A 13704-nucleotide genomic window follows, 5' to 3' on the forward strand; every position below is an offset into this window, starting at 1 on the left:
ACAGAGCGTCTTTTCATGGCAACGGCCAAAGCAGGCATAATACGGCCCCTGTAACTTTTCGTTTCTCTACGCGTCCGCCCGTTCGCACCAGGTGATCCATTGACCGAGCCGTTGTCCGCTCGCCCATCCGCTACGCCCATTCGCCCCTCGGCTTGTCCGGGGTTGTTGCGTATCGTCCCGGCGCTGGACGGCGGCATCTGCCGGATCAAACTGCCGGGCGGGGTGCTTTCCGCGGATCAGGCGCTTGCCGTGGCAGACGCCGCAGAGCGGTTCGCCGGTGGTGTGATCGAGGCGACCAATCGCGGCAATCTGCAGATTCGCGGGATTGGCACTAACCATGACGGGCTGATTGCGAGCCTGCTTGATGCCGGTCTGGGGCCGAGCAACCCGGCCAGCGACGACGTACGCAACCTGATGCTCAGCCCGACCGCAGGCCTGGATCCGCAGCAGTTGCTGGACGTGCGTCCGCTGGCCGGGCAGATCCTGCACTCTCTCGAGCACCACCCGCGTTTCCACGAGCTATCACCCAAATTCGCCCTGTCGCTGGACGGCGGCGAGGGACTGGCGATGCTTGAGCATCCCCATGATCTCTGGCTGTCTGCAGTGCAGGTCGATGGCCGGACGCTGTTGGGTTTCGGGCTGGCGGGCTGTTCGGCCACTGATTCGCCAGTGGCAGCCGTAGTACCGGAAACCGCGCACGCACTGGTCGTTGCGGTGCTGGAAACCTTCCTCGACCTCGCTCGCCCCGATCAGGCGCGCATGCGTGATCTGCTGAAAGAAATGCCAGTCACCCGTTTCATCGAACACGTCGCCGCGCGTTTGCCGCAGCAACTGGTGGTTGATCAAAAAGTAACCGACTGGCGGCGCGCGCCGATCCGGCCCTTTGCGCACATCGGCACGTACTCGCAAAGAACAGCCGGCGTTGTGGCCGTGGGCGCAGGCGTGCCGTTGGGGCGGTTGCGGCCGTCCATGTTCCGTGACGCCGCCCGATTGGCCACTGCGTTCGGCGACAGCCAGTTGTGCATGACGCCGTGGCAAAGCCTGATGCTGCGCAATGTCCCGGCGGAAAATTCAGCACCGGTGCTGGATGGCTTGGGTCAGGCAGGTTTGCTCGTCGATGCCGCTCAGTCGCTGTCGAAAATCGTGGCCTGCACCGGCTCCGCGGCCTGCGCAAAAGGCTTGGCCGACACCAAGGCCGACGGGCTGCGTCTGGCCGCATTGCTGCAAGAAAACGGCATCAGCCGCGCGGTGCACCTGTCCGGCTGCACGCGCTCATGCGCCGCTGCGCACGTGATGCCGGTGACCCTGCTGGCAGGGTCGCCTGGTCGTTACGACCTTTATTTTCGTCATGCAGACATGTCCGGATTCGGCGATCTGCACGCACGTGACCTCACTATTGAAGCAGTCGGCGCGTTGTTGACCGCCGACTCACGGAGCAACACCCATGATTGATTACATCCGCGACGGCCAGGAGATCTACCGTAACTCCTTCGCGATCATTCGTGCCGAAGCCCGGCTCGATTCCATCCCGGCCGACCTGGAAAAACTCGCCGTACGGGTGATTCATGCCTGCGGCATGGTTGATGCGGTCGAAGGCCTGCGCTTCTCGCCGGGCGCAGGCACGGCAGGTCGCCGCGCACTGGCCGCCGGCGCGCCGATCCTGTGTGACGCACACATGGTCGCCGAAGGGGTAACGCGCACGCGCCTGCCCGCCAATAATCAGGTGATCTGCACCCTGAAGAACGAGCGTGTGCCCGAGATGGCGCGGGAGCTGGGCAACACCCGCTCGGCTGCAGCGCTGGAGCTGTGGCGCCCGCATCTGGAAGGGGCAATTGTGGTGATCGGCAACGCACCGACCGCGCTGTTCTATCTGCTGGAAATGCTCGATGCCGGCGCGCCGAAACCTGCGCTGATCCTGGGTTTTCCGGTGGGCTTCGTCGGCGCCGCTGAATCCAAGGACATGCTGGCTGCCGACAGTCGCGGCGTGCCTTACGTGATCATGCAGGGCCGCCGTGGCGGCAGCGCCATGGCGGCGGCGGCGGTCAACTCACTCGCCACGGAGATCGAATGATGGCACCACGCGGTCGACTGATTGGCCTGGGCGTGGGGCCGGGTGATCCGGAACTCATTACCGTCAAGGCGCTGCGCCTGTTGCGCGAGTCGCCGGTGGTCGCGTACTTCGTCGCCAAGGGCAAGAAGGGCAACGCGTTCGGCATCATCGAAGGGCATTTGCAGCAGGCGCAGACCCTCATGCCACTGGTGTACCCGGTGACCACCGAGGCGCTGCCCTCTCACATGTCTTATGAGCAGGTGATCAGCGAGTTCTACGACCGCAGCAGCGCCGATCTGGCTGCGCACCTGGACGCCGGGCGTGACGTGGCGGTGATCTGCGAAGGCGACCCGATGTTCTATGGCTCTTACATGTACCTGCACGACCGTCTTGCCGATCGCTACGAAGCGGAAGTGATTCCCGGTGTCTGCTCGATGCTCGGCGGCGCGTCGGTGCTGGGTGCACCGCTGGTGTACCGCAATCAGAGCCTGTCGGTGCTCTCTGGCGTGTTGTCCGCCGAAGAACTCAAACGCAAGCTTCAGGATGCCGACGCTGCGGTGATCATGAAGCTGGGGCGCAACCTCCCGAAAGTGCGTCAGGTGCTGGTGGAAACCGGTCTGGCTGAGCGCGCGCTGTACGTCGAGCGCGCGACCATGGCCAATCAGAAGATCGTGCCGCTGGCGGAGGTTGACCCGATGTCGTCGCCGTACTTCTCGCTGATCATTGTCCCCGGCGAACGGTGGCAAGGCTGATGGGCACGACCAACATCAAGGCCCCGGCGATTGTCATTCTCGGCAAAGGCGCGCTGGCGACGGCGCGACGTATTCAGCAGCTGTATCCCCAAGCGCTGATATACGGGCTGGCCGGACGTGTGGAAGACGGCGACCGTAGCTACTTGGAGTTTGGCGCGACACTGCGTCAGCTTTATCAGCAAGACACGCCGATCATCGCGCTGTGCGCAGCGGGCATCGTCATTCGCACGCTGGCGCCGGTGTTGCTGGAGAAGGGCGTTGAGCCGCCAGTGCTCGCCGTTGCCGAAGATGGCAGTGCAGTCGTGCCGCTGCTGGGGGGACTGGGTGGCGTCAACGTCATGGCCCGGGAAATGGCTGTCGCACTGAACACCGCAGCGGCCATCACCACCAGCGGCGAGCTGCGCTTCGGCACCTGCCTGCTCAATCCGCCCGCCGGCTACGCATTGGGCGATCTGGAGCTGGGCAAGCGCTTCGTCAGCGACTTGCTGTCGGGTGAAAGCGTGCGCGTCGAGGGCGCGGCGCCGTGGTTGGCTCAGGCGCAGCTGCCTGAGGATGATCAGGCGCAGTTGGCGATTCACGTCGGTTACGACGAGCGCGAACCCAGCGAGCACGAGTTGCTGATCTACCCGCGCAATGTACTGGTGGCGGTGAGCGGAGATCTGCCTGATCCCGCCGAGGCTGTTAAAAACGCGCTGCATGAGTCGCGCATTGCCGTGCAGGCGCTGGGCTGTTTACTGGCCAGCAAAGCCGAGATGGCCAATCCGGCGCTGCACGCTGCAGCCGACGCGCTCAGCGTACCGTTGCGTTTTACCGCCGCCGGTATGCCCGCCGAAATGACCCAGCAGGTATTGCCGCAACTGCTGCCACCGCTGACGCCAGCGGCGGGCGTTGCCATCGCTGTCGCGCCACAGCCTTTGGATGTTTCACAGATCGGCTGTGGACGTGGGCGGCTGGCAGTCATCGGCCTCGGCCCGGGCGCTACCGACTTCATGATCCCCGCCGTAAAAGCCGAGCTGGCGCGCGCCAACGATGTGCTGGGCTACGAAACTTACGTGCGGATGGCCGGGCCTTTCCGTGCCGACCAGGTGCTGCACTGCACTGACAACCGCGAAGAAATGCTGCGCGCCCGCCATGCATTCGAGCTGGCCGCTGAAGGGCGGTCGGTGGTGGTGGTTTCCTCGGGTGACCCCGGCGTGTTCGCCATGGCCGCTGCGGTGCTGGAAGCGCTGCATGAGTCGGACAATCCCGACTGGCACCGGGTGGATTTGCACATACTGCCGGGCGTGTCAGCCTCGCTGGCGACCGCCGCGCTGGCCGGTGCGCCGTTGGGTCATGACTTTTGCGTGATGTCCCTGTCGGACAACCTCAAGCCCTGGGAGATCATCGAGAAGCGCCTGGATCTCGCCTGTCAGGCCGACCTGGCCCTGGCGTTCTACAACCCGATTTCGCGCTCCCGGCCCTGGCAGCTCGGGCGCGCCCTGGAAATCGTGCGCCAGCATCGTGGCCCGCAAACCCCGGTCACCCTGGGGCGGGATATTGGACGGCCGGCGCAGACGTTGCGGGTCATCACACTTGGTGAGCTGACGCCGGAGCAAGTCGACATGCGCACCATGGTCTTGATCGGCTCGTCGTTAACCTGCGTATTCCCGCGAGCCAATGGCCAGTCGTGGGTCTACACACCTCGCTGGTATGGCGCCAAGCCGGCGTGAGCGACGCTGCGGTTTGCGCTGTGGGATCGGTCTTATAAGTGACGTAGCCGTGTCTGCGAGTAGACGGCGAAACCGGGCCATTGCCCGGCGGAAAACGTCAGGTGGCGGCCGACACCACCTGTCGTCTGCTTCCATTGTCATGGGCGGCTGTTCTCGCAACCCTGTGCTTTCTCTCAAGTTTGCGTCTCCCCGGTTCAGGGGAGTGCGCTGCCGCTCTGTAGGACGGCTTGCTCGAACGTGTCTGTAAGGCGTCCAGCCCCTCGGGTGGCGCACTTTCAAATGTTCGTTAATCTCGGAGGTGTCCACGACGGACTCACCCCATCAGTTAAAGGATTAACGAATGAAGCATGAAACAAGCATGACCATCGCCGAGCGCAGTGCGTTCATCAACGACTGCCAGCTAGCCGACTGCACCCACTCGATGATCGAGCACGTTTCGGCAATGGATGACCCGGTTCCGGGCCTGCAGGACGAGCCGAGCCAGGGCGCTGTTGTCGCGGGTAACCTGTTGGCGTTCGCTGAAGGCGTTTCGCGGCAGAACAAGGAAGACGTCATGGACACCTTCCTGTTCGCCACGCTGTCCGCCAACAAGGACTTCAACCCGGAGACCCAGAGTCGGGAGTGGTACGAGCACTTTAACCGTGTGCTGGCGACGATGGGCTGGCTTTCCACCAACTGGAGGTACAGCCGCTATTACTCGACGCACCGTCGATTCAGCATGGAGCAAGCAGGGCTGGAGATCATCTCTTCCGCCATTGCAGCCGCCGCACTGCCCGGGCCCGCGTCCATCGCCATGTTGAAAGTTGCTAGTGACGCCGTTGCCGTGCTCAAAGCTCAAGACAAACCGCTGCGACTGTTTGAGCGTCAGACCAAGACCCACCGCGGCGCGAATTTCCGCATCGGCGCGTGTGCCGAGTCCAACGACGGCACGGTCAGCATGGCGATGGGTGCGGTTAATTTTGCTACCAGCTCGGCCGTCACCAACGTGCTTTTCTGGGAATGGAACAGTGCGGAAGTGAGGGCCTTCCGGGGTGAAAACCATCTGGTGTTTAACACGCGTGTGTACGCGCGTTTACGCGAGCGGATCCAGCAGCGTCTGAGTAAAAGTGCCTCGGCCGCCATTGAAGAATTCGATATCTGAACTCAAGAGAGGGGGCGCGAGTCGCCTCCTCTCCCATGGAGATGTGCCATGCATCAGGGAATGATCGAAGCGCAAGTCAGCGCCGGCTGCGTGTTGTTCACGCACAGCGGCTGCTCGGCACAGCGCAAAAGCGACGCTGCCGACTGCGTTCTGTACATGCAGATGGCGGCAACAAAAAAACACCCTCGCTTCACGGCCACTTCGGCCTGGAACGACACCTGGCTGGCAGCGTTCAACCGCTTCGGCTGGGCGCTGAAAACCCACGAGGCATTGGCTTGCCCCTCCGCTGAGTTAGGGCCCGGCTCAGTCTGGGCATGGATTAAGAAGACCCTGCCGGCGTTCATCCCCGCTGACCTGTTGTTTGCGGCAGAGTCCACGGCCTGGCAATCGTTGCTGAGTTACCCGGATCAGCCTGCCATCGAGCGCTTGGCAAGTGAGGCGCTCGAGCCGGTTACCGTCGGGATTCCGCGCGAAGCGCAAGACGGCCAGAAAGTGGTGCTGCAACTGGGGTTTTTGGACGCCAACGGCGAACTGTCGATGGTCCTCATCACCTTCACCCACTGTTCGTTGCTGAAACACGACTTTCTGTTCGAACCCCTGCAACCGGCGAATATCATCAGCAATGTCGAGCTGAGGTTCTACTCGCTGCGGCTGATGGATCTCGTGTACTCGCCGTTGCGGTCCAAAATCAGCCAGGCGCTGGAGGACCGACGATCGGGACTGGTCTGTGCGCTGAAGGAGGCGGGTGATGTCCACTGACGAGAGCGTGCTACAGGGCCGGAATTTTGTGTCGTTTGCGCCCGGAATTTCTGCGCAGCTGCGCGCCGACATCCTCGACTGTTTGCTCTACGCGCAATTATCCGCAGACCAGAAGCACGATCGGTACCGCAACTGGAAGCCCTGGATAGAACAGTACCAGCGCACTATTTACCAAAAAGGCGGCAGGCTGACCGGCAGTATCGATCCCGGGATGGTCACGATCAGGCGTTTGCGGGATTTGCGTTATCTCCCCGCCAGCGCTTTCGGCAGGGCAACGTCGCCGGAGCTGCACGCATTGATGGCGGGGTCCCTTCATACGTTACTGAGCAGCGAGCATGCCAACACGTTCTTCAGTTCCTGGTTTTCCTCGGGGCAGTCCGAGAGCTTCCAGGTGGTGCCGTGCAGGGCGAGCGGCACCGGGGCGGTAGATATTCTGGTGTGCGGATTGCAGATGACCACTCGCGGGGTGAAACCGGGGCTGCTGTTCTGGGACACGCTGTCCGGGGACATGATCGTGCGTACCAACGGGGCGTCATTTTCACTGACCGAACAGAGCTATGCGCCGTACAGGGAGAAGATCAGTCGCTACCTGACCGACGCCGCGAAAAAGGCCATTGCCGAGCTGTAGCGTGCGTCGTCAGGTCAGCAGATAGCCCTTGATACCAGTGAAGATGATCTGCGCTGCCAAGGCGCAAACGAACAATCCCATCAACCGGCTGACGATCTGCAGGCCTTGATCGCCGAGAACCCGTTCGATGCTGTTCGAGAGGTAAAGCACCACGCCGACCGTCAGGCTGGCCAGCGCGATGCTGACGATGGCGGTGAGTTTGTCGTCCCAGTGTGGCTGGCTCACGCCCATGACCAGCAGCGCGCCGATGGTGCCGGGGCCGACGGTGATAGGGATGGTCAGCGGCACGATGGCGACATCCTGCTGAACGTTGTCGGTCTGCACGCCGGATTTGCCTTGGGCCATGGCCAGCGCGGAGATGAACAGCACACTGCCGGCGCCGATTCTGAAAGCGTCGGCGGTGATGCCGAAAACCCCGAAAATCACCCGCCCGAACAGGTACAGCAAGACACTGGAAACCAGAGTCGCGAAGGCGATCTTCCACGCCAGGCGTCGGCGTTCCTTGCGTGAGTAACCGCGGCTCAGGGAAATAAAGCAGGACAGGACGAAGAACGGGCTATAGAGCACCAGCATCTTCAGGTAAACGCTGAACAGCACGTGAAGCATGGTTTGAGCTCATGGCAGCAGACTGGGACGGCGCCAAGTCTATCAGCCTGTCACGGATACCTGGCGGTCAGTTTTGCTCATAACGGTCTTCGCCGCGGGTGGCGCGGGTCGCGTCATCCCGCGCACGTTGCTCCACCCAGTATTCGACCAGATCGCGTAACTGCGACATCTCCACCGGCTTGGACATGTGGCCGTCCATGCCCGACTGGCGCGCGCGATCCTTGTGCTCCGCCAGAATGTGCGCGGTCAACGCCACCACAGGGGTGCGAATGCGCTGGTTGCCGGTTTCCCAGGCGCGGAACTGCTGAGTCGCGGAGAACCCGTCAAGGATCGGCATTTCGCAGTCCATCAGCACCAGGTCATAGCGCCGGGTCTTCATCGCCAGCAGCGCTTCTTCGCCATTGCTGGCAGTGTCCGGCTGCAGGTTGAGCTTGCCAAGCATGCCGCGAATGACTTTGGTGGAAATGCTGTTGTCCTCGGCGACCAAAATACGGAAGTCGCTGGGCACGTCGATATCGCTGATCACCCCGGGCACTGCAGAGAAGGGCGCATTGCCTTTGTTGCGCTGATTGAGCTCGTCCGCCAGCGTTGTCTTCAGCGTGTACCCGGCGACCGGCTTGGCGAGGATGCGTTTGACCCCGGCATTGCGCGCGATGATCTTGCTCGGCGCATTGCTGATGCCCGTGAGCATGATCAGCAGAATGTCGTGGTTCAGGCTCGGGTCTTCCTTGATCTTGGCGGCCAGTTGCATGCCGGTCATGCCGGGCATGTTCTGGTCGAGCAAGACGATATCGAAGTAGTCGCGCAGGTGCGCCTTGGTGCGCAGCAGCGCCAGCGCCTCTTTGCCCGATGGCACGGCGCTGACGTTAAGCCCCCACGCGCTGCACTGCTGTACCAGCACCTTGCGGCAGGTGTCGTTGTCGTCAACCACCAGAACTCGCGCGCCTTTGAGCGGACTGTCCAGGTCGGCGGGGGGCTGCTCCAGCCGTTCCGTATCAAGGGGCAGACTCAGCCACAGCGTGCTGCCCTGATTGGTGCCGCTCTGGATACCGAACTCGCCGCTCATCAACAGGATGAGCTGCCGGGCAATGACCAGCCCCAGGTGACCGCCAACCTTGCTGGCGGCCAGGAAATTTTTGCTATGCAGTTCGGCGTGCAGCAGTGCGTCGCGTTCATTGGGCGTCAGCGGCGTGCCACTGTCCTGGACGGCAATGCGCAAGCGTGGCTTGCCGCCGCGGGAGTCGAGGGCGACGACCAACAGGATCTCGCCCTCGTCGGTCTTCTTTAAGGCGTTCTCCAGCAAGCTGAGCAGCGTCTGCCGCAGTCGCGTCGGGTCACCACTGATGACACGCGGCACCTGGGGCTGAATGAAGCTGATCAGCTCGACATTTTGCTGCTCGGCCTTGGCGCGGAAGATACTCAGGCAGTCCTCGATCATCGCGTTGAGATCGAATTGCACGTCATCCAGCTCGATCTGACCGGACTCCAGTTTGGTGATATCGAGGATTTCGTTGATCAGGGTGAGCAGTTCGTTGCCGGCGCTGTGAATGGTTTGCACGTAATCGCGCTGCTTGACCGACAGCGGCGTGCCCAGCAGCAGCTCGGTCATCCCCAGAACGCCGTTCATGGGGGTGCGAATCTCGTGGCTGATCTTCGCCAGAAACTCGGCCTTGGCGTTGATCTCTGCGGTGCTGGCCGCCAGTTCGCGGCTGATGCTGAAGTTGTCTTCGGTGATGCTGCGATGACGCTCGCTCAGGGCGATGCTCATCAACAGGCCGCACAGGCAGAATACCGCCAACACCCCGATGATCAGCGTCTGCGCGGGAATGCTCGTCAACCAGAGCATGGCTGGTAGCACCACGAGGTTGCCGAGATTGAACGCGATCATGGCGATCACGAATGGCCGGGCAGGCGAGTAACCCTTCTGCAGGTGGTAGATCGACACCAGGGTGATGCTGACCGTGGTCAGTGCCACCAGCAGGAACGTCATGATGTTCAGCGGCAGCGTTTCAACGAACAGCACCAGCAGCGCGCCAAAGCCGACCACCAGCAGCACGCCCATCAGGAGCCGATTGAGCATCTCGACCCCGCGCTGAACGAAGAAACAGTACGTGTACATCAGCCCTGTCGCGGCGGCGAGGAGCAGGGCGAGGTGAGCGCTCGGCGTCTGCTCCAGGTGCCAGCGCGGCAGCCAGGGCGCCTGAAGGTTGAGCAGCAACAGCGCACTCAACCCCAGAAACGCCTCGCACGCTGCCAGCCACAAGCTGCTGATTGAGCGGGACTGGGCGAAGCGCGTGATGTTCTGCACGATCAGCATGGCCAGCGAGCCGAAGAACAGACCGAGCAGCAGGGGGCGGCGCTCGTCGGCGGCGCTGGTGACTGCGGACTGCAACGTAATGTTGGGGCGCAGTTCCTGCTCGGACTTGAGGCGCAGATACAGGTCGAGCGTCTTGTCGCTGTGGGGCACCGGCAGCAGAAAGTCCAGTGACGGCAGGGGTTGGGCTTCGCGCGGCACTCGGTTACCCGATCGCGAATGATCGATCAGGCTGTCGCCGTCGAGCACGTACATGTCGACCGTGGCCAGATCGGGGGCGAAGATTCGCACCAGTTGTTCATGGGTGGTCGGGGGCAGGCGATAGTGCAGCCACAGTGCGGAGTCGCGGTTGGTCGCCCGCACTTTGTCGAGTTCGACAGGGCTGAACTGGGATTCGTAGTGGGGGGAGCGAACGTCGCTGAGGTTCAGGTTAGCCTGATCGTCGACAAGGGTTGACCAGCCTGCACTGACCTCGGCAGCGGCCGAGGTTATACAGAGCAGAGTCAGCAATGTGACGGTCAAACGAGTGGCAATCCTGAGCCAGCGCACGGCGAAATCCCTTCGTGAATGAAGCCTGTTTAACTCTGGGGCACCGGATGACCGATCAGCGACTCAACGAGGAATCGCTGATCGGACGCAGGCTCACGCCAGATCTTCGCCGCGTTCCCGGGCAATGGCGCGATAGCCGATGTCCGTGCGGTAGAAACAACCTTTCCAGTCAATCTTTGCAGCCAGTTCGTACGCCTGTTTCTGCGCGTCGCCAACGGTGTCGCCCAGCGCTGTCGCGCACAGCACACGACCACCGGAGGTCACGATACGGCCATCCTGCAACGCGGTGCCAGCGTGGAACACCTTGCCCGGCAACGCGGCCGCAGCGTCCAGCCCCTGAATCTGGTCGCCCTTGGCGTAGTCGGCCGGGTAACCGCCGGCTGCCAGCACGATTCCCAGACTCGGACGCGGGTCCCACTGAGCATCCACCGTATCCAGCGTTTGCGCCAGAGCGGCTTCGACCAGCGATACCAGGCTCGATTGCAGGCGCAGCATCACAGGCTGGGTTTCCGGATCGCCAAAGCGGCAGTTGAATTCGATGACTTTCGGGTTGCCAGCCTTGTCGATCATCAGACCAGCATAGAGGAAACCGGTGTAAATGTTCCCCTCGGCGGCCATGCCCCTGACGGTCGGCCATATGACCTGATCCATCACGCGCTGGTGAACCTCGGCGGTGACCACCGGGGCCGGGGAATACGCACCCATGCCGCCGGTGTTCGGGCCGCTGTCGCCATCGCCGACGCGTTTGTGGTCCTGACTGGTTGCCATGGGCAGCACGTTCTTGCCGTCGACCATGACGATGAAGCTGGCTTCTTCGCCGTCGAGGAATTCCTCGATCACCACGCGCGAACCGGCGTCGCCGAAGGCATTGCCGGCCAGCATGTCACGCACGGCGTCTTCCGCTTCGGCGAGGGTCATCGCAACGATCACGCCTTTGCCCGCCGCCAGGCCGTCGGCCTTGATGACGATTGGCGCGCCCTTTTCTTGCAGGTACGCCAACGCCGGTTCGATTTCGGTGAAGTTCTGGTAGTCGGCAGAGGGAATGTTGTGGCGCGCCAGGAAGTCCTTGGTGAATGCCTTGGAGCCTTCCAGCTGTGCGGCGCCTTTGGTCGGGCCGAAGCACTTCAGGCCACGGGCGCGGAACAGGTCGACGACACCGGCCACCAGCGGCACTTCCGGACCGACGATGGTCAGCGCGACGTTCTTCTCGGCGAAGTCAGCCAGTTGCTCCAGCGCCAGTACGTCGATCGCGACGTTTTCACACTTGGCTTCAGTGGCAGTGCCGGCATTGCCGGGGGCGACGAAGACTTTCTCGACACGAGCGTCCTGCGCGACCTTCCAGGCCAGGGCGTGTTCACGGCCACCGCTGCCAATGATTAAAATATTCAAAGAAAGACTCCTTCGGAGAAGCTGCAAGCTACAAGCGGCAAGTAAAAGCGAATAGCACAACTCTTAATCACGGCTCATTGCTCTGAATTAATAAGACTGCAAGGGCGAGTAAAGCGACGCGACTCTGCTTTTACTTACCGCTTGCAGCTTGATGCTTGCCGCTGCACTCAGTGCCTGAAATGGCGCATGCCGGTGAATACCATCGCGATACCTGCTTCGTCGGCTGCCGCAATCACCTCGGCGTCACGCATCGAGCCGCCTGGCTGGATCACCGCGGTGATGCCGACCTTGGCAGCGTTGTCGATGCCGTCGCGGAACGGGAAGAACGCATCGGAGGCCATGACCGCGCCCTGCACCTGCAAGCCGGCGTGTTCGGCCTTGATCGCAGCAATGCGCGCGGAGTTCACGCGGCTCATCTGGCCTGCGCCGACGCCGATGGTCTGGCGGTTCTTGGCGTAGACGATGGCGTTGGATTTCACGTACTTGGCGACTTTCCAGGCGAAGATCAGGTCGTGGATCTCTTGCTCGGTCGGCGCGCGTTGGGTGACGACTTTCAGGTCATCGGCGCCGATCATGCCGATGTCGCGGCTCTGTACCAGCAAGCCACCGTTGACCCGCTTGTAATCCCAGGCCGGCGCGCGTTCTGCGTCCCACTGGCCGCTGGTCAACAGGCGCACGTTGGCTTTACTGGCAATGACGGCCTGAGCGTCGGCGCTGACGCTCGGGGCGATGATCACTTCGACGAACTGACGCTCAACGATGGCCTTGGCCGTCTCGGCATCCAGTTCACGGTTGAAGGCGATGATGCCGCCGAACGCCGATTCGCTGTCGGTGGCATAGGCCAGCTCGTAGGCCTGACGAATGCCGCCCTCTGTATCCAGGCTTACTGCAACGCCGCACGGGTTGGCGTGTTTGACGATCACGCAGGCAGGCTTGACGAAACTCTTCACGCACTCAAGCGCCGCGTCAGTATCGGCGACGTTGTTGTAGGAAAGCTCTTTGCCTTGCAGTTGGGTCGCGGTGGCGATGCCGACTTCGGCAGGCCTGGCTTCAACGTAGAACGCCGCGCTCTGGTGCGGGTTCTCGCCGTAGCGCATTTCCTGCGCCTTGATGAACTGGCTGTTGAAGGTGCGCGGGAATTCGCTGCGGCCTTCGGTGCTCAGGGTTTCAGCGGACTGGTCAACGCTGCCCAGGTAGTTGGCGATCATGCCGTCGTAGGCGGCGGTGTGCTCGAATGCCTTGAGCATCAGGTCAAAGCGCTGCGCGTAGGTCAGGCCGCCGGCCTTAAGGCTTTCCAGCACGTTCGTGTAATCGCTGGCGTTGACGACGATGGCGACGTCTTTGTGGTTTTTAGCGGCAGAGCGAACCATGGTCGGGCCGCCGATATCGATGTTCTCGATGGCCGTCGGCAGGTCGCAGCCCGGCTTGGAAACGGTCGCTTCGAACGGGTAGAGATTCACCGCGACCAGGTCGATCGGCTTGATGCCGTGTTCGGTCATGATGGCGTCGTCGATGCCGCGACGGCCGAGGATGCCGCCGTGGATTTTCGGGTGCAGTGTCTTGACCCGGCCGTCCATCATTTCCGCAAAGCCGGTGTAGTCGGCGACTTCTACCGCTGCAACGCCGTTGTCCTTGAGCAGCTTGAACGTACCGCCGGTGGAGAGGATCTCGACACCGAGGGCTTGGAGTTCACGCGCGAATTCGAGGATGCCGGTCTTGTCGGATACGCTGATCAAGGCGCGGCGGATCGGCAGGCGGGTCGTCTGGTCGGTCATCTCAACTTCCATCAAAAGCAAAAGAATTTTGC

The 13704-nt window shown here is 62.2% G+C and carries 11 protein-coding genes; 7 read left to right on the forward strand and 4 right to left on the reverse strand.

Features of this window, described 5'->3' with window-relative positions; genetic code table 11:
* Window positions 1-99: 99 nt before the first annotated feature.
* The 7 genes from cobG (at window position 100) to BMY98_RS14845 (ending at window position 7039) form a co-directional block, all read left to right on the forward strand.
* The gene (gene cobG, locus BMY98_RS14815) at window positions 100-1452 is read left to right on the forward strand and encodes a precorrin-3B synthase (protein ID WP_083398795.1); all 1353 of its coding nucleotides are present in this window, start codon (window positions 100-102) and stop codon (window positions 1450-1452) included.
* Window positions 1445-2071 carry a precorrin-8X methylmutase gene (locus BMY98_RS14820; RefSeq protein WP_074890427.1) on the forward strand — a complete coding sequence of 209 codons (627 nt, stop codon included), beginning with the start codon at window positions 1445-1447 and terminating at the stop codon, window positions 2069-2071. Before cobG ends, BMY98_RS14820 begins: the two co-directional genes overlap by 8 nt.
* Window positions 2068-2802, forward strand: a complete 735-nt coding sequence (locus tag BMY98_RS14825; RefSeq protein ID WP_245760069.1) for a precorrin-2 C(20)-methyltransferase — start codon at window positions 2068-2070, stop codon at window positions 2800-2802. Before BMY98_RS14820 ends, BMY98_RS14825 begins: the two co-directional genes overlap by 4 nt.
* Window positions 2802-4511, forward strand: coding sequence for a precorrin-3B C(17)-methyltransferase (cobJ, locus tag BMY98_RS14830; RefSeq protein ID WP_074890429.1), 1710 nt, complete (start codon window positions 2802-2804; stop codon window positions 4509-4511). The genes BMY98_RS14825 and cobJ overlap by 1 nt, the downstream gene beginning before the upstream one ends.
* Before the next feature lie 340 nt (window positions 4512-4851).
* Complete coding sequence (locus tag BMY98_RS14835) at window positions 4852-5652, forward strand: hypothetical protein (protein ID WP_074890430.1); 801 nt, start codon at window positions 4852-4854, stop codon at window positions 5650-5652.
* A gap of 48 nt (window positions 5653-5700) precedes the next feature.
* The gene (locus BMY98_RS14840) at window positions 5701-6411 is read left to right on the forward strand and encodes a hypothetical protein (protein WP_074890432.1); all 711 of its coding nucleotides are present in this window, start codon (window positions 5701-5703) and stop codon (window positions 6409-6411) included.
* On the forward strand, window positions 6401-7039 hold the full coding sequence (locus BMY98_RS14845) for a hypothetical protein (protein WP_074890433.1): 639 nt from the start codon (window positions 6401-6403) through the stop codon (window positions 7037-7039). The genes BMY98_RS14840 and BMY98_RS14845 overlap by 11 nt, the downstream gene beginning before the upstream one ends.
* 9 nt (window positions 7040-7048) lie before the next feature.
* On the opposite strand, the gene BMY98_RS14850 is transcribed toward BMY98_RS14845, so the two are convergent.
* From BMY98_RS14850 to purH, 4 genes are all read right to left on the reverse strand, one after another.
* Window positions 7049-7645, reverse strand: coding sequence for a MarC family protein (locus BMY98_RS14850; RefSeq protein ID WP_074890435.1), 597 nt, complete (start codon window positions 7643-7645; stop codon window positions 7049-7051).
* Between the two features lie 67 nt (window positions 7646-7712).
* Window positions 7713-10508, reverse strand: coding sequence for a hybrid sensor histidine kinase/response regulator (locus BMY98_RS14855; protein WP_074890436.1), 2796 nt, complete (start codon window positions 10506-10508; stop codon window positions 7713-7715).
* 93 nt (window positions 10509-10601) lie between these two features.
* On the reverse strand, window positions 10602-11897 hold the full coding sequence (gene purD, locus BMY98_RS14860) for a phosphoribosylamine--glycine ligase (RefSeq protein ID WP_074890438.1): 1296 nt from the start codon (window positions 11895-11897) through the stop codon (window positions 10602-10604).
* Between the two features lie 167 nt (window positions 11898-12064).
* Complete coding sequence (purH, locus tag BMY98_RS14865) at window positions 12065-13672, reverse strand: bifunctional phosphoribosylaminoimidazolecarboxamide formyltransferase/IMP cyclohydrolase (RefSeq protein WP_074890440.1); 1608 nt, start codon at window positions 13670-13672, stop codon at window positions 12065-12067.
* Window positions 13673-13704 lie beyond the last annotated feature (32 nt).

Source organism: Pseudomonas graminis (assembly GCF_900111735.1).
In the GTDB taxonomy this organism is placed as follows: domain Bacteria; phylum Pseudomonadota; class Gammaproteobacteria; order Pseudomonadales; family Pseudomonadaceae; genus Aquipseudomonas; species Aquipseudomonas graminis.